The organism is Brevundimonas sp. AVps5, assembly GCF_058681515.1.
Genome location: NZ_CM178740.1, coordinates 2,133,598 through 2,151,857, shown reverse-complemented (window position 1 = coordinate 2,151,857; position 18,260 = coordinate 2,133,598). Strand labels below are relative to the sequence as shown.

Here is an 18,260-nt window from a genome sequence, read left to right as displayed (position 1 = left end):
TTCGAGTAGGGGCGGCAGGTATCATGGCGGGCAAGAAGGCGGATCCGACCACGGAGGCGGGCAGAAACGACGGCCGTGCGGCGGCGCGTGCGCCGGTGGTGGCCGCGCTCGATCTCGGTCAGTCGAAGGTCGCCTGCTTCATCATGAAGCCCGAAGGTGTGCGTCATGCCGACCGCACCATCCGCGTCGCCGGCGCCAGCCATGTCCAGTCCAAGGGCGTGCGCGGCGGGGCCATCGTCAACATGGACGAGGCGGCCCAGGCCATAGGCCATGCTGTCGAACGGGCCGAGCGTACCGCCGGAGCTCCCGTGTCAGGCGTCATCGTCACGACCGCCATCGGCCAGATGGCGAGCCACCGGGTGCAGGCCCGGGTCTCGCTGGGCGCCAATCCTGTCGGCGACGCCGATCTGGCCCGCGCCATCGGCATGGCCCTGGCCCAGATCCGTTTGCCGAACCGACGGCCGATCCACGTCCTGCCCATCGCCTGGTCGGTCGATGGCGCGCGTGGCGTTCATGATCCGCGTGCCATGCGCGGCCATTCGCTGGGGCTCGATCTACTGGTCGTCTCGATGGCGGAGAGCGCCTTTGCGTCTCTGAGCCACTGTCTGGAACTGGCCCACCTCGATCTCCAGGGCGTGGCTGCGGCACCGGTGGTGTCTTCCCTCGCGTCTCTCGAAGAGGACGAGATGGATCTGGGCTGTGTCTGCATCGACATGGGCGGCGGTTCGACCTCTGCCGCAGTCTGGGGCGGACGCTCCCTGCTGCATATCGAATCGCTGAATGTCGGCGGCGACCATGTCACGGCCGACATCGCGCGCGGTCTCTCGACCTCCAGGGCGGGCGCCGAAAGACTGAAGACCCTGCACGGCTCGGCCATGGCCAGCGCCAACGAGGACCGCGAGATGCTCGAGGCCCCGCCGCGCGGTGAGGATGCCGGGTCCGGACCCGTGATCGTCCCTCGAGCCATGCTCAAAACGGTCATCGCACCGCGGGTCGAAGAGACGCTGGAATTGCTGCGTGACCGTCTGCGCAATGCCGGTGTCGGCCTCGAGCCGGGTGCCGGCCTGGTGCTCGCCGGCGGCGCCAGCCAGCTGAACGGTGTGCGGGAGCTGGCGATTCGCGTGTTCGACCGCCCCGTCCGTCTGGGACGCCCGCAGCGCGCTCCTCACCTCGCCGATTCTGCTGCCGGTCCCGCCTTCTGTTCGGCGGCCGGCGTCCTGTTGCGGGCTGCCTATGGTCCGCGTGAGGCCGTGTCGGCCAGGAAGCTGATGTCGCGCCAGATCACGGCTGCCGACGCCCCGCGCGTTCAGAGCGGAAATCTCGTGGCACGGGCGGCGGGTTGGCTGCGCGACAACCTTTAGGTTACGGAACGACGTTCGGTCCTGTGTCCGCAGTGTGTCCGAAGTGTAACAAATCCGAGTTCCGTTCGCCGCAGTCGCGCCCCAATGGTTGCCCCCCCGTCATCTTCTGACTAGCAACGGTCCTGAACGGTCAAACTCGCCGAAGTTTGCCGCGCGTCATTGTCAGTCCTCGGGGCCAAGCACCATGCTAACCACTCGCAAGTATCTCTTCGGAACCACAGTCCTCGCGGGGGTGCTGACGCTGTCCGCTCCGGCGTTCGCTCAATCGACCCAACCGGCCCAGGACGACGACGCCGTCCAGGTCGAAGAAATCGTCGTCACCGGCTCGCGTATCCGCCGTGACCCGACCAACGCGGCCACCCCGCTGATCCAGGTCTCGCGCGAAACCCTGCTGACCACAGGGCAGACGAGCGTGATCGACTACCTGGCCACGATCCCGGCCCTGTCGAACTCGACCGTGCCTTCCGACACCACCGGCAACCTGAACACGGGCGGTCTGTCGCTGCCGAACCTGCGCAGCCTGGGCTCGGGGCGTACCCTGACGTTGGTCGATGGCCGTCGTCACGTCGGTGCCGCCCAGGGCAGCCTCGCGGTCGACATCGACAGCATCCCGCGCCTGCTCATCCAGAACATCGAGATCGTCACGGGTGGCGCGTCCTCGGTTTACGGGGCCGACGCCGTCTCGGGCGTTCTGAACTTCGTTCTGCGCAAGGATTTCGAGGGTCTCGAGATCGACTCCAGCTATGGCCAGATCAACCAGGACGGCCAGTCGAGCCAGCGCTTCTCCGCCCTCGCCGGGGTCAATCTGCTTGACGACCGGCTGAACCTCTACGCCCACGCGGAGTATGAGGCCCTCGAGGCGATCGATACCCTCGACATCGACTGGCTGCGCGAGAGCTGGGCCCTGGTTGGTCGGGATGCTGACCCGGCCGCGTCCAATTTCGATGACGCGACCGATGCGCTCTTGTTCAACAACGTGTTCAGCATTTCCCGTCCGCGCTGGGGCCAGCTGACCCTGGCCAATGCCCAGCAGCCGAGCCCGCTTAACGATCCGGACATTCCGCTGGCCGCCTGTTCTGCCGTGAACAGTGCAAACTGCTACAGCGTTGAGCCCGGCCGGACCTTTGTGTTCGAGGGCCCAACCGGTCGTCTGGCGAATTTCGGCACCCGCCTCAGCCAGACCGGCTCGAACCGGACCCTGCTGACCGGCGGCGACGGCGAAATCAACAGCCGGTTCGGTGCGGAATCCCGCACGCCGGAATCGACGTCCGAGCGCTTTCAGGTCGGTTCCAACTTCGCGATCACCGACGCCATCAATCTGACGGCCGAGTACAAGTTCATCCACGAAGAGACGACCTTCACCAGCCAGCCGACCTTCTTCGACGTCTTCCTGAACAACGACTCCCGTCAGGCCAACGAGATCAACCTGCGTCGCAGCAGCACACAGTTCGACATGCGCCTCGACAACGCCTTCCTGCCCGCCAACGTCCTGGCCGCAATCCAGGCCAACACGGTCACCAACTTCGCCGCACCGACGGCCACGGCCTTCGGAACAGCGCTGGCTCCGGTGTCGCGCCAGTGGGCCCGCTATTCGGCCTTCGGTCCGGAACGCAAACAGGAAAACGAACGTGAGATCGAGCGGTTCGTCATCGGCCTGAATGGCGAACTGGACCGCGTGTTGTTCGTCGACAATATCGCGTGGGACCTGTCCTACGTTTACGGCGAGGCCCGCAACTTCAACAGGGAGATCGGCACCGACACCCAGCGCAACCAACTGGCCGCCGATGCGGTCCGCGACACGGCGGGTCTGCTCGGTACGCCTGGCGCGATCGTCTGCCGCGCCCGCCTGCTTGCGGCCTCGAACCCGGCTCGAACCAATGCGACCACGGGTGTCGGCGGTCTTCGTGACGACTTCCGCTCGGGCACTGCCGCCGGCAGCTTCCGTGACCTGCGCGACAGCGTCGAAGGCGCGAAGGCGGTCAACGAGTGCCAGCCGTTGAACATCTTCGGCCGGGGCAACCAGAGCCAGGCGGCGCTGGACTATATCGGTGCCTTCGTCACCGTCTCGCACACCAACGAACAGGAACAGTTCCTGGGCTCCGTGTCCGGTCTGTTGTGGGACTTCTGGGGTGCCGGCGAGATCGGTGTCGCCCTTGGTGGCGAACACCGCCGCGAGTTCGCGGTCGGCGTGGGCCGTTCGGCCTCGACCGGCGACCGCTCACTGCTGCTCAACACGGGTGCTGATTTCCCGGCATCGGAGTATCAGACCGACGAATTCTTCGCCGAAGTCTCGGTCCCGTTGATTCGCGACACCTGGCTCGGTGACTACGCCGAGTTGAGCGGCTCCTACCGCTACGCCGACTACACCACCGTCGGTGAGACGGAAGTGTATGGCGTCAACCTGGTCTATCGCCCGATCCAGGATATCGCGTTCAAGACCAGCTTCAACACCTCGATCCGGGTGCCGAACCTGTCGGAAACCTTCTCGGCCTTCTCCCAGACCTTCTTCAACGGGCCGGTCGACCCCTGCGCCACACAGAACATCATCACCCAGGCGGATCTGACCATCCGCGCCAACCGCGTCGCGAACTGTACCGCCCTTGCAACGGCCCAGGGACTGACCCTCGGGGGACGGACCTTCGACTTCGCGGGCCTGACGCCGACCAACGTTGATGACTTCGTGCCGGTCTATTCCTCGGGCATCGCCGGCGTGAACGGCGGTAACCCGAGCCTGCAGCCCGAAGAGTCGGAGTCCTTTACGTTCTCCACCGTGATATCGCCGAGCTTCATTCCGAACCTGGACCTGGTGCTCGACTATTACGAGATCGAGATTTCCCAGGTTATCGCTTCGGTGTCCGCACAGACAGCAGTGAACAACTGCGTCAACGGAGCCACCCTGAACTCGGCTGCGTGCAACACCGTCTTCCGTCGCGACCCCACACCGGGCCGTGAGTTCTACATCGGTGGTCCGCCCAACGATCCCATCGGCGGCTTCATCCAGGGTTCGATCAACTACGCCCAGCGCACAACCCGGGGCCTTGATTTCACGGCCCGCTATTCGTTTGACTTCGACGAAATGCTGGGGCGTGACTGGGGGCGGATGGACTATTCGATCGGCGGCCTCTGGCTGATCGAACAGGAAGACTTCTTCAACGCCAGCGACCCGACTGACGGAACCGAATCCGGCGGGACCCCGTTCTTCCCGCGGGTCCGTTTCACCTCCTCGCTGAACTACACGCCGAACTCGACCTGGAGCGTCAACTGGACGGTGGACTGGCAGACAGCCCAGAACATCATTTTCCCGCGCGACTTCATCAACAACCCCGACAGCCGCCTTGCCGAAGGGATCTCCACCGGAGACTTCGCCCGCCACGATTTCACAGTCCGTTGGAACGTGCGCGACGACCTCTCGGTGCGCACTGGCGTGGTCAACGCCTTCGATGCCGAACAGTCTCCCTACCTGGGGAATGCTCTGAACTCGAACTTCGACCCCTACGGCACGCGCTTCTTCATCGGCCTGAACTACCGGCCGTTCTAAGCGCTTTCACGATTACGATCCGGGGAAGGGCGGCCTGCACAGGCCGCCCTTTTTCTTGTCCGAAACCTGTCACAGGCAGTGGGACCTGCCGCCGCTTTCTGCGGTGACGCAGGCTTTCCGGCCTTCAAAGGCACCCGACTCACTTTATCCGGTAACCTTCCCTTAACGACGGTGAGCGATCCTTAACGCGCTCATAACCAATGCGGATCTGCGGGGACTTCGCACTGGCCGTTCAAGGGGCAGGGTCGGAAAAAAGGTCGGTTTGGAAATGTCTCTCTCGCTGGTGCGTCCTTCAGCTACGGAATTGAAGCCCCGGATCGTGGTCTTCGGCGTCGGTGGCGCAGGCGGAAACGCCGTCAACAACATGATCGACGCCGGCCTTGAAGGGGTCGAGTTCGTCGTCGCCAACACCGACGCCCAGCACCTGAGCTTCGCCAAGACCGACCGCCGCATCCAGCTGGGCGAGACCATCACCCAGGGCCTCGGCGCCGGTGCCCACCCCGAAGTCGGCATGAACGCCGCCGAGGAGAGCGCCGACGAAATCGACGCGCACCTGGAAGGCGCCCACATGATCTTCATCACCGCCGGCATGGGCGGTGGAACCGGCACCGGTGCCGCGCCGATCATCGCCAAGCGCGCGCGCGATCGCGGCATCCTGACCGTCGGCGTCGTGACCAAGCCCTTCACCTTCGAAGGCCGTCATCGCATGCGTCTGGCCGATGCGGGCATCGCCGAGCTGCAACGCTACGTCGACACCCTGATCGTCATTCCGAACCAGAACCTGTTCCGCGTCGCCAATGAGCGCACCACCTTCGCCGACGCCTTCGGCATGGCCGATCAGGTCCTGCACTCGGGCGTGCGCTCGATCACCGACCTGATGATCCTGCCGGGCCTGATCAACCTCGACTTCGCCGACGTCCGCGCCGTAATGTCCGAGATGGGCAAGGCGATGATGGGCACCGGAGAGGCCTCCGGCGACGACCGCGCCCTGTTGGCCGCCCAGAACGCCATCGCCAACCCGCTGCTGGACGAGACCTCGCTGAAGGGTGCCAAGGCCGTTCTGGTCAACATCACCGGCGGGCTGGACATGACCCTGCTGGAAGTCGACGAGGCTGCCAACGCGATTTCGGCCGAGGTGGACGGCGACGCCAACATCATCTTCGGCGCGGCCTTCGATCCTGCCCTGGACGGCAAGATCCGCGTCTCGGTCGTCGCCACCGGCATGGACGAGGTCGCGACCCAAAAGATTGAGCCCGTTGCGCCGCGCCAGACCGCTTTCCATGATCCGCGCCGCTCGGCGCCGGTCGCCGAAGCCCCGCGGGCTCCGGAGCCCGTCTATCGCGAGCCGGTCCGCGCCGAATCCTATCGTGCGCCCGAGCCGGCCCCGGTCATCCCGACCTTCCAGACGCCCGAGCCCGTCGCGCGCGCGCCCGAGCCGGTGATCCATGTCGCCGAAGAGCGCACCCTGGCCCCGATCGTCGATCCGTGGGTCGAGGCGTTCGAGTCCGAAGGGCGTCGACCTGCCGCCACCGCCCAGGTCGACCAGGGCGAACTCTATCTGGACCGCGCTCAAACCCATTCGCAGGCTCAGCAACCCGCTGAGTACGACGAGCCCGCCTACGACGACCGGGACCACCGCAAGTCCGGCTGGAGCCTGTTCGGCAAGAAGCCGCGCGCCCAGAGCGCCTATGCCCCTGCGGCGAGCGCGTCGCGCGGCCAGCCCCAGCTGCGCCAGACCGCCCAGCCTCTGCCTGAAGTCCAGGCTCCGACCGCCGAGGATGATCTCGAGATCCCGTCGTTCCTGCGCCGTCTGGCCAACTGATCCGGCCGACAACCGCTTCGAACGCCCCGGGGAAGCCCGGGGCGTTTTGCGTTGGGGCCAAAGATTAACGGCGTGGAAACAATTCGAAACCCGACTTTGGTTTTCGCCTTGCTGCACCGCGGTTAGGGATCGACCTTCCGCTCATGCGTGCCCAGGCGCGCCGGGCGTTCAGTGGATTAAACCTTGCCGCCACGCCACGATCATCGCGAACGGACTGTGGTCGCCCCCGCCATCTGTGCGGGCGTGGGCGTGCACACAGGGCAGCGGGTTCGTCTGGCCATCCGTCCCGCGCCGACCGGAACGGGCATCGTCTTCGTCCGCACCGACATCACCGATCGTGACAACCGGATCGTCGTCTCCGGCGACGCCGTGGTCGATGCGCGCCTGAACACGATGATCGAGAACGAGGCCGGCGTTCGGCTGTCGACGATCGAGCACCTGATGGCTGCCTTCTGCGCCCTGGGCGTGTCCAATGTCATCGTCGAGGTCGACGGGCCGGAGCTGCCAATTCTGGACGGCTCGGCCCTCCCGTTCGTCCAGTTGCTGGACCGCGCCGGCTTCCGTCGTCAGGAAGCGCCGATCCGCTATATCGAAATCCTCGAACCGATCCACGTCACGGATGGCGACAAGCATGCGGCCCTCTATCCGTGCGAACGCTATGAGATGCGGTTCGAGATCGACTTCGAGAGCCCTGTCATCGGCAACCAGGTCGTGGATTTCGTCGTCGACGAGCAGACGTTCCGCGACGAGATCATGGCGGCCCGCACCTTCGGCTTCGCCCATGAGGTCGAGGCCCTGCGCCAGGCCGGTCTGGCGCGCGGCGGCAGCCTCGAGAACGCGGTCGTCATCGACGGCGACGACATCCTGAACCCCGGCGGCCTGCGCATGGAACGCGAGTTCGTGCGACACAAGGCTTTGGATGCAATCGGCGACCTCTACGTCATGGGCGCGCCGCTGCTGGGCCGCTACGAAGGCTACAAGGCCGGCCACGCGGTGAACAACCTGCTGGTCCGCGCCCTGCTCGACGCGCCTCATGCCTGGCGCGAAGTGGTTCTGGAGCCGCAACTGGCCCAGGTCGGCTAAGTCGCTTCAACTTCCCTGATTCAAGCTCTAGGGTCCGGCGATCCCGTGATCTGGAGTTTCGGCATGTTCGTTTCCGCTCGTCGTTCGGTGCTCGCCGCCGTATCCGCCGTCTCCCTGACAGCCGCGCTCGCGGGATCGGTGCTGGCGCAGGACGCCGCAACTATCCGGAACGCAGAGCGCGTCCGCGATGCGGCCCTGAACGACACGGTCGCCATGGATTATGTCACCCAGCTGACGACCCGGTTCGGACCACGGCCTGCCGGTTCGGCGTCCGAAACGGCCGCCGCCGAGTGGGCGGCCGGATACATGCGTAAACTGGGCTTTAGCAACGTGCATATCCAGGCGTTCCCGCTGGTCGGCTGGGAGCGCGGCGAGGAGAGCGCCGCTATCGTCGGCGCCAACCCCCAGCGTCTGGCTGTCGCCGCTCTCGGACACTCACCGGGCACGCCGGCCGGCGGTATCGAGGCCGAGGTCGTGCGCTTCACCTCGCTCGAAGACCTTGCCGCTGCCCCCGACGGCTCTCTCACCGGCAAGATCGCCTATGTCGACGCCGGTCAGATGGTCCCCATGCAATCGGGCGCGGGCTACGGCCCCCTGACCCGGATCCGCGGCGCAGGCCCGAGCGTGGCCGCGCAGAAGGGTGCCCTGGCCTTCATCATGCGGTCCGCCGGTTCTGACGAGCACCGCATGCCGCACACGGGCACGACCCGGTATGTGAACGGCGTCGTGCCGCTCCCTGGCTTCGCGCTCAGCGCCCCTGACGCAGATCAACTGAGCCGGCTGGTTTCCTACGGCGATCCTGTGCGGATCCATCTGTCGTCCACCGCCCATACCTATGAAACGACCTCGCACAACGTCATCGGCGACATGCCGGGACGTGGCGATCGGGCTGACGAGATCATCGTACTGGGCTCCCACATGGACAGCTGGGACCTGGGCACCGGCGCTATCGACGATGGGGCCGGCGGCGCGATCACCATCGCGGCTGCCAAGGCCATCGCCGAACAGGGCCGCACGGCACGGACCGTCCGCGTGATCCTGTACGGATCGGAAGAGGTCGCCCAACCGACCGACACCGGCAACGGCGGCGGTGCCTATCTGCGCAGCCTGTCGGCCGAAGACATCGCCAACCATGTCTTCACCGGCGAGAGTGACTTCGGCGCGGACCGGGTCTATGCCCTGCAACTGCCCGTCGGTGCCCAGACCGGCGCGTTTGCCGACGCGGCCAACCGGGTCCTCTATCCGATCGGCGTGCTGCGCACGAACGTCCCGGAGACCGAAGGGGGTGCTGATATTGGTCCGATCGTCGAGGCCGGCGTGCCGGTGTTCGGGCTGAAGCAGGACGGTTTGCGCTATTTCGATCTGCACCACACGGCCGATGACACCCTGGACAAGATCGATCCTGAACAGCTGCGCCAGAACGTGGCCGCCTGGGCCGCCCTGGTCTGGCTCGTCGCGGACAGCGACGTCGATTTCCGGGCGATGCGTCCGGCCCAGTGAGGGGCTGAAGCCGCGGGCGTGGCGAAACTGGTAGATGCAAGCGACCTAAAAGTGTGTTTTGCGGCTTATCGCCGTATGTTTACGAAGCAAAAACAGCTACTTCGGACCCGTCAACCGGGCTACACATGTCTTACACACCCCACCTCGGGAAGTGCATACATGGCGGATCAAAGACACACGCTCATGGACGGCAAGGTCCATGTCTATCGTCGAGAGAACAGCTCTCGCTGGCAGTGCGCCGTCTATGTGGACGGCTACAGTCATCGGGCGTCGACCGGGCACACGAACCTGGCGCTGGCCTTCGAGTTTGCCACCGACTGGTACCTGGAGCGTCGCGTCGACGCGCGCCTGCGCCTTCGCGGGGAGAGCCCGCCTGCCGGAGCCCCCGCACGGCGCGCGGGATCTGGAGCAACGAAGCGAGGGGTAGCCGCTCCCACGTTCCGCGACGCCGCCAAGGCCTTCGTCGCCGAGTACGAGGTGATCACTCGCGGCGAATGCAACGCCTCCTACGTGAAGCAGAAGCCCCGGCAACCGAACCTGCACCTATTGCCGTGCTTCGGGGGACAGGCCCGTCACCGAGGTGACCGCCGGCCTCATCCAGGACTATCGGGTTCATCGGATGACCTCCCGTTCAGACGGGGAGGGCAATGTGAAGCGGCCTTCGCGGAGCACTATACACAGCGAGATCGTCACGCTGCGCCAGGTGCTGAAAGCTGCGAACCGAAAAGGCTGGATCACCGGCTTTCCCGACATTTCGGCCCCATACAAGACCTCCGGCGAGTTCAGCCACCGCGCCTGGTTCTCACCGGACGAGTACCGGACGCTCTACGAGGCGACGCGGGCGCGCGCCAGGAAGCCGAAGAAGGAGCGGTGGAGGGGCGAGAGCGAGAAGTCCCACGACTAAGTGCTCTTCATGGCCAACACCGGCCTGCGTCCCGACGAGGCCTCACGGCTAGAGTTTCGCGACGTCGCCATTGTCGAGGATGAGGATACGAATGAGCGGATTCTCGAGATCGAGGTCCGGGGCAAGCGGGGCGCAGGTTACTGCAAGAGTATGGCGGGGGCCGTCCTGCCGTTCGAACGCCTTGGGGCGCGGGCGAACCCGAAGCCGACAGACCAGATTTTCGGACCGCCTACAGCCTGCGCCATACCTACGTCAGCATGCGGCTGATGGAGGGGGCCGACATATATCAGGTGGCCAAAAACTGCCGGACCAGCGTCGAGATGATAGAGAAGTACTACGCCTCGCATAACAAGAACACTCTCGACGCCTCGGCTATCAACGTCCGCAAACAGAAGTCCTCTGAACCCAAGTCGGCCGAAGCCTAGGGCGGTCGATTGAGGACCCTCGCCTTGGCTCCAACGCTGGAGCGGGCTATGAACGACTTCGGCCTGCGGGCGTGGCGAAACTGGTAGACGCAACGGACTTAAGCTGAGGATTGAGTGCGCCGGGGGAAATCCCGGACGTAGAACCGCTCAAAGTCGGGGAACCCTGTGAAATGGCGATCCCGAGCCAAGCCCGCCGCCAGGCGGGAAGGTGTAGAGACTAGACGGGCGGCGTCTAAGGCCTTCGGGCTATGACGAAGGGATAGTCCAGACCACGAACGCCCAACCTGGGTGGCGGCGAAAGTCGAAGTGGTACGAAAATCCGTCGGGCATTGCCCATGCCGGTTCGACCCCGGCCGCCCGCACCAAGTCCCTCAGTGTGAGCTGTCTCCGCGCCGATGCGGCGACAGCTTGGACAGCGGCGGTTGCCTGATTTCAGGCAGGGTAGGGCGGACTTCAACTTGGCGCAACCTGTCACCACCACCGCTTGAGCGGTGGCGGTAGCCTGAACAACGGCGGGGCAGGGGGATTTCGGCTTGGCGAAGTTAACCTGTCAGCGCCAGGGACAGGACCCCGCCGTTGAATGAAATCAGACGGGGCAGGGGGCTTTTCGATTTGAGGAAGTTTCCCTGACAACACCGTTTCGGCTGGTCCTGACGCGGAGCATTGCTCTAGAAGATCGGTCGTGACGTCTCACACCCCCCGCGACCTGATCATGGGCAACCCGGTGGCCCGCGCCTTTGCAGTGACCGGCGATGCCTGGACGCAGTTGATCCTGCGCGAGGCCTTCTACGGCGCGCGGCGATTTTCGGTCTGGCGCGAGCGGCTAAACATGCCGCGCAGCGTGCTGACCGACCGGCTGAACCGGCTGATCGAGGCGGGTCTGCTGGAACAGCGCGAGGCCAAAGGGACCGCTACGCGGATGGAGTATCGGCTGACCGACATGGGACTCGACGTCTTCGGCACCGCTGTCATGCAGGGACAGTGGGAACGCAAATGGGCCCGCTCACCGCTCCAGGAACGCTATGCCATCGCCTATTTCGATCGCGAGACCGGGGCGCGCGTCGTTCCGGCCGTGTTCGACCATGAAGGCGGCAAGCCTCTGGATCCTCACCATGTGAGCTGGGTGGCGGCCGGTCCGCTGATCCCGATCGCGCCGCCGACTTCGCGTCGCAGACGGACCGCGCCCATCGAAACCGACCGCGCCATCATCGACCGGTCGACCGATATCATGGGCGACTACTGGAGCTGGGCGGTGCTGGCCGCCGCCTTCCTGCGGCTGCGCCGGTTCGACGAGATCCACGACGCCCTGGGCGTGGCCACCAACATCCTGGCCGACAGGCTCAAGACGCTGGTCCTCCAGGGCGTGATGGAAAAGCGGCTCTATCAGACCGCACCGCCAAGGTTCGAATACCGGCTCACGGACGCCGGGCGCGATCTGTTTCCGATCATCATGGCGATGCATGGATGGGCTGAGCGCTGGCTTTGTCCGGACGGGCCGCCATTGCGATTGATCGACAGATGGACGAGCGCGCCGATCACGGCGGTCGTCTGCGACCGGAACACGGGTCTCCGCATAGACCCGCGTGCAATCCGATGGGAGATCGAGGCGGCGGCGCCGGTCGAAACCAGCGCCGCCTGATGTCGATCAGAAGCTGCGGCTGACCGCCAGACCGTAGGAGCGCGGGGCACCGAAGACGCTGAAGCCGACGCCCACATTCTTGATGATGTGGACCTGATATTCCTCGTCGCCCAGGTTCTTGCCATAGACGGCGAGCTTCAGCCCGTTCGGCGATTCCCACGAGGCGTAGGCGCTGACCAGGCCGTGGGCCGGCGACAGGACCTCGGGGTTGTTCGACGGATCGAAGAAGAAGTCGTCCGTCCACTGATAGTCGATCCGGGCCGCCAGCTCGCCGCCGAAGGCATCCCATTCGCCATCGGCATAAAGGGTGTACTGGCTGTCCGGCGAACGCGGCAGGATCAGGTTGTTGTAGGGCAGGATCAGGGTGCCGGACTGGGCGTTGGACGTGTAGCGGGCGTCCAGCGACGTGTAGGATCCGCCGATGGTGATGTTGTTCGTGACCGCAAAGGCGCTTTCGATCTCGTAGCCGTCGACCTCCGCCTGAGCGTTGGAGGTGACCAGGCTGAGCCCCAGCAGTTCATAGACCTGCAAGTCGTCATATTCGAGCTTGAACAGGGCGGCATTGAAGCGCAGCCGGCCGTCGAGCAGCGTCGACTTCAGGCCCAGCTCGTAGTTGTCGAGGATTTCGGACCGCAGCGGGTTGACGGCCTGGACACCTGTCTGGGCGGTCGAGGGGAAGGACCCGGCCTTGTAGCCGCGGTCATACGAGGCATAGAGACGCACATTGTCGAACGGTTCGACGGCCAGGGCGATCTTCCAGGTCGGCTCGTCGAAACTGGCGTCGCTCGAGACGTTGTAGGGCGTGCCGCCCGGCCCCAGCGGAATGCCCGGAGGCGGATTGGCACCGCCTTCGTTGTCGCGCGCGATCTGACGGATCTCGCGGTCGTCCTTGGTCCAGCGGGCACCGACGGTCAGCTCCCAGATGTCGGCGAAGGGCACCGTGGCCTGGCCGAATACGGCATAGCTGGTGTTGGTCGCGTTCTGGAGGAAGGAGGTGTCCCCCCCGAACGACGGCGGCGCGATCGGCAAGGCGGCGCGGACGATGAACCGCTCGTTGCGATCGATCTCCTCGTTGAAATAGTAGACGCCGGCGACCCATGAGACCGGCTGGTCGGGGCGCGACACCAGGCGGAACTCCTGGCTGAACTGCGACGCGTCCTCGCTGGCCTGATCGTCCACCTCAAGCGGGAAGTTGGGGAAGGGCAGGCCTCCCAGGTTGTCGCGCCACCGGTAGTCATTGTTCCGATAGGAGGTTAGCGAGACGAAGCCGAAATTCTCGGCGTCGTACTCGGCCCGACCGGTGAAGCCGAAGTTCGTCCGCTCCTGATAGTTGTTCGCCGACGAGAAGCTCTGGCGCACGTCCAGGCCGCTGCGCAGGGTGTTGATCAGGGTCACGAACGCCGGCGCGGTGTTACGGGCCGTCACCGGGATCCGGGCGTGACCGTCCATGTCGTCGTTGGAATAGTCGACCGACCCGAGGAAGGTCCACGGACCCGACTGGTTCAGAACCGACAGGCGTGCGCCATAGGACGTTCCGCCCTCCAGCCCGCGTCCCGTCGGCACGTTCTCGGCATAGCCGTCGTTGGTGTTGTAGCGGAAGGCCAGACGCGCGGCGGCGTCCTCGCCCAGCTGACGGTTCAGCACGCCCTCGACGCCATATTCGCCGAAACTGCCGAGGCGGCCCAGCAGCATGCCGGAATCCTCCAGCACGGGCCGGCGGGTGTAGACGTTCAGCGCGCCACCCGAAGCGTTCCGGCCGTAGAGCGTGCCCTGTGGTCCACGCAGGATCTCGACGCGCTCGATGTCGAGGAAGGCCAGTGCACTGGCACCGGCCCGCCCGATCGAGACCTCGTCGATCGATACGCCGATGGACGGGTCGCTGGCGGCCGAGTCGCTGGAAGTGCCGACGCCGCGGATATAGATCTGGGGTTCGCCGATATTGAACTGGGTCAGGGTGACGCCTGGTGCCTTGGCCGCGATGTCCTGGATACCGACCGCATTGGTGCGCTCCAGCGTCTCGGCGTCGAAGGCGGTGATCGCGATTGGCACGTCCTGGAGCGACTGCGCGCGGCGCTGGGCGGTGACGATGATGTCGTCCAGGGCGGCAGACTCGTCCTGCGGCGCGGTCTGGGCGAAGGCGGGCGCGGTCAGCCCTGCGGCAAGCATCAAGACAGCGACGGACGCGGTCTTCCCGATCATGGTCTTCATGGTGTCAGTCCCCTTCCCAAAGGTTGGCTTCCTGTTGTCCGGAAGCTCGACCATGAGGCTTGCGCCAACAGACCACTTTTGCAAGTCTTTTTACGCAAGGAAGGCGCTAGGGAAACCATGACCGATCGATCGCTGGAGAACCGTGTCGTCGTCGTTACGGGCGCGGGACGCGGGCTGGGGCTGGCATATGCGCTGGATCTGGCGGCGCGGGGGGCGTCCGTGGTGGTCAACACCCGGCCCCGGCCAGCGGATCAGCCCGGGTCGGCGGAGGCCGTCGTGGATCTGATCGCGGCCTCGGGCGGGCGGGCCTTGGCCTGTCCGCTGGCGGTCGAGGCGCCGGATGCAGGGGAGCGGCTGCTGGCGGCCGCTCTTGAAGCTTTCGGGCGGATCGATGGCCTGATCAACAACGCCGGGGTGCCCGAGGCGGTGAGCCTGCACAAACAGACGGTCGAGCAGTTCCGCTTGGTGTTCGACATCAATTTCTTCGGCAGCCTGACCGCCACCCTGCCGATCTATCGCCACATGCGCGAACAGCGGTCAGGCCGGATCGTCATGACCACCTCGGCCGCCGGGCTGCACGGCGTCCACGGCATGGCGGCCTATTCGGCGTCCAAGGCGGCGGTGATCGGCCTGATGCGGGTCATCGCGCTCGAAGGCGCAGCGCGGGGCGTGCACACCAATGCCGTCGCGCCCTATGCCCTGACCGGGATGACCGAGGGCTACATGGACGAGGCCACCGGTGCGACGATGCCGGCCGAACTCGTCGCACCGGTGGTCAGCTGGCTGGTCAGCGAAGGATGCCGGTTGAACGGTGAGACCCTGGTCGCGGGGGCCGGAAAGGTCAGGCCCGCGTGGCGGATCGAAGGTGCCGGCTTGGACTTCGGGACGGGGCCGGTGGAGGGACTGACCCGGTTCGACGCTGCGGTGGGGGCGATGATGTCCGATGCGGCCTGGACCCGGCCCGCTGACGGTCAGGCGGCGTTCGAGGCGTTTCTCGCTGCCGCCCCCTCCTCCGGCTGACCTCTTGACTTGCGTTAAGATACCATTCCGGCTAACCTGCCTCATCTTATCGAGGAGTCCGTTTCATGGCCGATGACGCCACCGTCGCCCGCAGGATCGAGACCGGGGAACTGACCGGGTTGAACACTTTGAACCCCTATCTTCAGGGGCTGTACGAACCGGTCGCCACCGAGACGACGGCGCTGGATCTGAAGGTCATCGGCGAGATCCCGAAGGATCTGTACGGTGCCTTCGTGCGCAACGGGCCGAACCCGCAGCGCGCACCCGAAGGGATGCACCACTGGTTCGACGGCGACGGCATGGTCCACGCCGTCTACTTCGAGGACGGCAAGGCAGAGTACCGAAACCGCTATGTCCAGTCCGACGACTTCCGGGCCGAACGCGACGGAAAAGCGATCGGCGCAGGCGGCGTCCTGATGCCATCCGCGAAATCGCACCCCGGATCGACCCGGGGCGAGCTGGTCTACAAGGACACGGCCAATACCGACCTGGTGCTGCACAACGGCTCGCTGATGGCGCTGTGGTATATCTCCGGCAAGCCCGTGCGGATCGATGCCCGCACCCTGGAGACGATCGGCAACGAGGACTTCGGTGCCGCCCTGCCCCGGCACGTCTCGGCCCACGGCAAGGTCGATCCACGCACTGGCGAGTTCTGCTTCTTCGACTACTCCCTGACCGAGCCCTGGATGACCTATGGCATCGTCAGCCGGGACAATGTGCTGACCAATTTCCAGCGCGTCGACCTGCCGGGCCCGCGTCTGCCGCACGACATGGGTCTGACCGAGAACTACGTCATCCTGCATGACCTGCCGGTGGTCTTCACAGAGGGCGGGATGCGCAACCACATGTGGCAGATCAAGGTCGCCGACCAGCCCGCTCGCTTCGGCGTTGCGCCCAGGAACGGCCGGGGCGACCAGATCAAATGGTTCGAGACTGACAGCTGTTACATCTATCACGTCGTCAACGCCTGGGAGGACGGCGAAGAGGTGGTCATGACCGCCTGTATGATGACGCCGAACGGCTATCCGTCGAACCCGGCCTATGGCCCCTATGCCTCAATGGTCAACGTGCTGGCCCTGCACGCCGTGCCGGTCGAATGGCGGATGAACATGGTCACCGGCGAGGTGAAGAAGCGCCAGCTGGACGACCGCATCGGCGAGTTCCCGGTCATCAACCTGGACCGCACCGGCGTGAAGACCAACTGGTCGTATCACGTCTCAATGGCCCCTGAGGAACTGCAGCGGTTCGATGGCCTGTACAAATACGACCTGACCACCGGCAACGCCCAGACCCACCGGTTCGCCGACGGCGTCGGCGGCTCCGAGCCCGCCTTCGCGCCCCGCGTCGGATCGACGGGCGAGGATGACGGCTATGTCGTGGTCTTCGCCACGGCACCGGACGGGACGTCGGAGGTCCAGGTGCTGGACGCGAAGGCGTTCGATCAGGGTCCGATCGCGCGCATCCCCCTGCCCGTCCGCGTGCCGGCCGGCTTCCACGGCACCTGGGCCCCCGGCGACCAGATCGCGGCCTGATGAGCGCATACATCCTCGACGCGGTTCGCACGGCGCGGGGCAGGGCGCGGCCCGATGGCGGGCTGGCCTCGATGAGGCCGCATGAGCTGGTCGGCGGGCTGATCGATGCACTGGATAAGCGCAACGACGGCGCGGCGAGGAAGGTCGATGGCCTGATCCTGGGGGCCGTGGGACAGGTCGGAGCGCAGGGAGCCAACGTCGCCCTCGTCTCAAAGCTGCACGCCGGCCTTCCGGACGAGGCCTTCGCCTGGTCCATCAACAACTACTGCGTCTCGGGCCTGACCGCGATCGGGCAGGCGGCGCAGATGGTCGAGGCGGGCGGCGCGAAGACGGCGCTCGCGGGCGGCGTCGAGATGATGTCGCGCGTTCCCTTCATGGGCGACAAGGCCGACTACTACGAGGACGCAAGCTTTCCGCCGCGCACCCGCTACATCCCCGTCGTCGTCGCCGCCGACCGGCTGGCCGAGGACGTCGGCGTGACCCGCGAGGAGATGGACTCGGCGGCGCTCGTCTCCCAGCAACGCACGGCGGCGGCCGAAGGCACGGCCCTGTTGAAGTCTCGTATCCCGCTGAACGGCCTGGACCGCGAGGAGGCGGCTCGGGCCTCGACCACCGCCGAGAGCCTCGCCGCCATGCCCGCTGCCTTCAGTGTGCTGGGCACGCAGTATGCAGACGCGCTCGACGGCCGCGTCATCGACCACCGCCACACCGTGGCCCACGCGCCCCCGATGACCGACGGTGCGGCCCTGGCCCTGGTCACCGGCGAGGCGGCCGGAGCCCGCGCGAGGGTCGTCGCCTGGGCCGAGGCCGGCGGCGACCCGGCGGCGTCGCTGACGGCCGGCTTCACCGCCATGGACCGCGCGCTCGGGAACGCAGGCTTGAGTCTCGCCGAAATGGATCGAATCGAGTTCATGGAGGCCTTCGCCGTCACCATCGTCAGGTTCATGCGTGAACGGACGGTCGATCCGGAGCGGGTCAACGTGGGCGGCGGCCATATGGCCAAGGGGCATCCGATGGGAGCGACGGGGGCAATCCTGCTGTCCTCCCTGCTGGACGCGCTGGACGTCTGCGAAGGCCGCTACGGTCTGGTGGTCGCAGCGGGCGCGCAAGGGGTCGGATCGGCGATGGTTGTCGAGCGGATCGAGAGATGATCCTGCCCCTCTCTCTGCCGCGCACTCCGGCGAAGGCCGGGATCCAGATCACAGACACTGACGGCGTGGATCGAGCA

At 65.8% G+C, this 18,260-nt stretch carries 12 protein-coding genes; 11 read left to right on the top strand and 1 reads right to left on the bottom strand.

Features of this window, described 5'->3' with window-relative positions:
- Positions 1–23: 23 nt before the first annotated feature.
- The 8 genes from ftsA (at position 24) to ACW18A_RS10830 (ending at position 12,272) form a co-directional block, all read left to right on the top strand.
- Positions 24–1,361, top strand: coding sequence for a cell division protein FtsA (ftsA, locus tag ACW18A_RS10865; RefSeq protein ID WP_492021733.1), 1,338 nt, complete (start codon positions 24–26; stop codon positions 1,359–1,361).
- Between the two features lie 184 nt (positions 1,362–1,545).
- Positions 1,546–4,899, top strand: coding sequence for a TonB-dependent receptor domain-containing protein (locus ACW18A_RS10860; protein ID WP_492021732.1), 3,354 nt, complete (start codon positions 1,546–1,548; stop codon positions 4,897–4,899).
- A gap of 268 nt (positions 4,900–5,167) precedes the next feature.
- Positions 5,168–6,721 (top strand): cell division protein FtsZ, encoded by a 1,554-nt coding sequence (gene ftsZ, locus ACW18A_RS10855; protein ID WP_492021731.1) that lies wholly within the window; start codon positions 5,168–5,170, stop codon positions 6,719–6,721.
- Between the two features lie 183 nt (positions 6,722–6,904).
- Complete coding sequence (lpxC, locus tag ACW18A_RS10850) at positions 6,905–7,804, top strand: UDP-3-O-acyl-N-acetylglucosamine deacetylase (RefSeq protein ID WP_492021730.1); 900 nt, start codon at positions 6,905–6,907, stop codon at positions 7,802–7,804.
- A 63-nt stretch (positions 7,805–7,867) separates the two neighbouring features.
- Positions 7,868–9,304 carry a M20/M25/M40 family metallo-hydrolase gene (locus ACW18A_RS10845; protein WP_492021729.1) on the top strand — a complete coding sequence of 479 codons (1,437 nt, stop codon included), beginning with the start codon at positions 7,868–7,870 and terminating at the stop codon, positions 9,302–9,304.
- Between the two features lie 619 nt (positions 9,305–9,923).
- Entirely contained in the window at positions 9,924–10,208 is a 285-nt protein-coding gene (locus ACW18A_RS10840; protein ID WP_492021728.1) for a hypothetical protein, read from the top strand.
- A 9-nt stretch (positions 10,209–10,217) separates the two neighbouring features.
- The gene (locus tag ACW18A_RS10835; RefSeq protein WP_492021727.1) at positions 10,218–10,475 is read left to right on the top strand and encodes a hypothetical protein; all 258 of its coding nucleotides are present in this window, start codon (positions 10,218–10,220) and stop codon (positions 10,473–10,475) included.
- Between the two features lie 840 nt (positions 10,476–11,315).
- On the top strand, positions 11,316–12,272 hold the full coding sequence (locus ACW18A_RS10830) for a winged helix-turn-helix transcriptional regulator (RefSeq protein WP_492021726.1): 957 nt from the start codon (positions 11,316–11,318) through the stop codon (positions 12,270–12,272).
- 6 nt (positions 12,273–12,278) lie between these two features.
- Here the strand turns inward: ACW18A_RS10830 and ACW18A_RS10825 are convergent, their stop codons facing one another.
- Entirely contained in the window at positions 12,279–14,480 is a 2,202-nt protein-coding gene (locus ACW18A_RS10825) for a TonB-dependent receptor (RefSeq protein ID WP_492021725.1), read from the bottom strand.
- Between the two features lie 117 nt (positions 14,481–14,597).
- On the opposite strand from ACW18A_RS10825, the gene ACW18A_RS10820 reads away from it, so the two are divergent.
- The 3 genes from ACW18A_RS10820 (at position 14,598) to ACW18A_RS10810 (ending at position 18,183) form a co-directional block, all read left to right on the top strand.
- Positions 14,598–15,500, top strand: a complete 903-nt coding sequence (locus ACW18A_RS10820; RefSeq protein WP_492021724.1) for an SDR family NAD(P)-dependent oxidoreductase — start codon at positions 14,598–14,600, stop codon at positions 15,498–15,500.
- A 65-nt stretch (positions 15,501–15,565) separates the two neighbouring features.
- Positions 15,566–17,032 carry a carotenoid oxygenase family protein gene (locus ACW18A_RS10815; protein ID WP_492021723.1) on the top strand — a complete coding sequence of 489 codons (1,467 nt, stop codon included), beginning with the start codon at positions 15,566–15,568 and terminating at the stop codon, positions 17,030–17,032.
- A complete protein-coding gene (locus ACW18A_RS10810; RefSeq protein ID WP_492021722.1) occupies positions 17,032–18,183 on the top strand; it encodes an acetyl-CoA C-acyltransferase in 1,152 nt (383 codons plus the stop codon). The genes ACW18A_RS10815 and ACW18A_RS10810 overlap by 1 nt, the downstream gene beginning before the upstream one ends.
- Positions 18,184–18,260 lie beyond the last annotated feature (77 nt).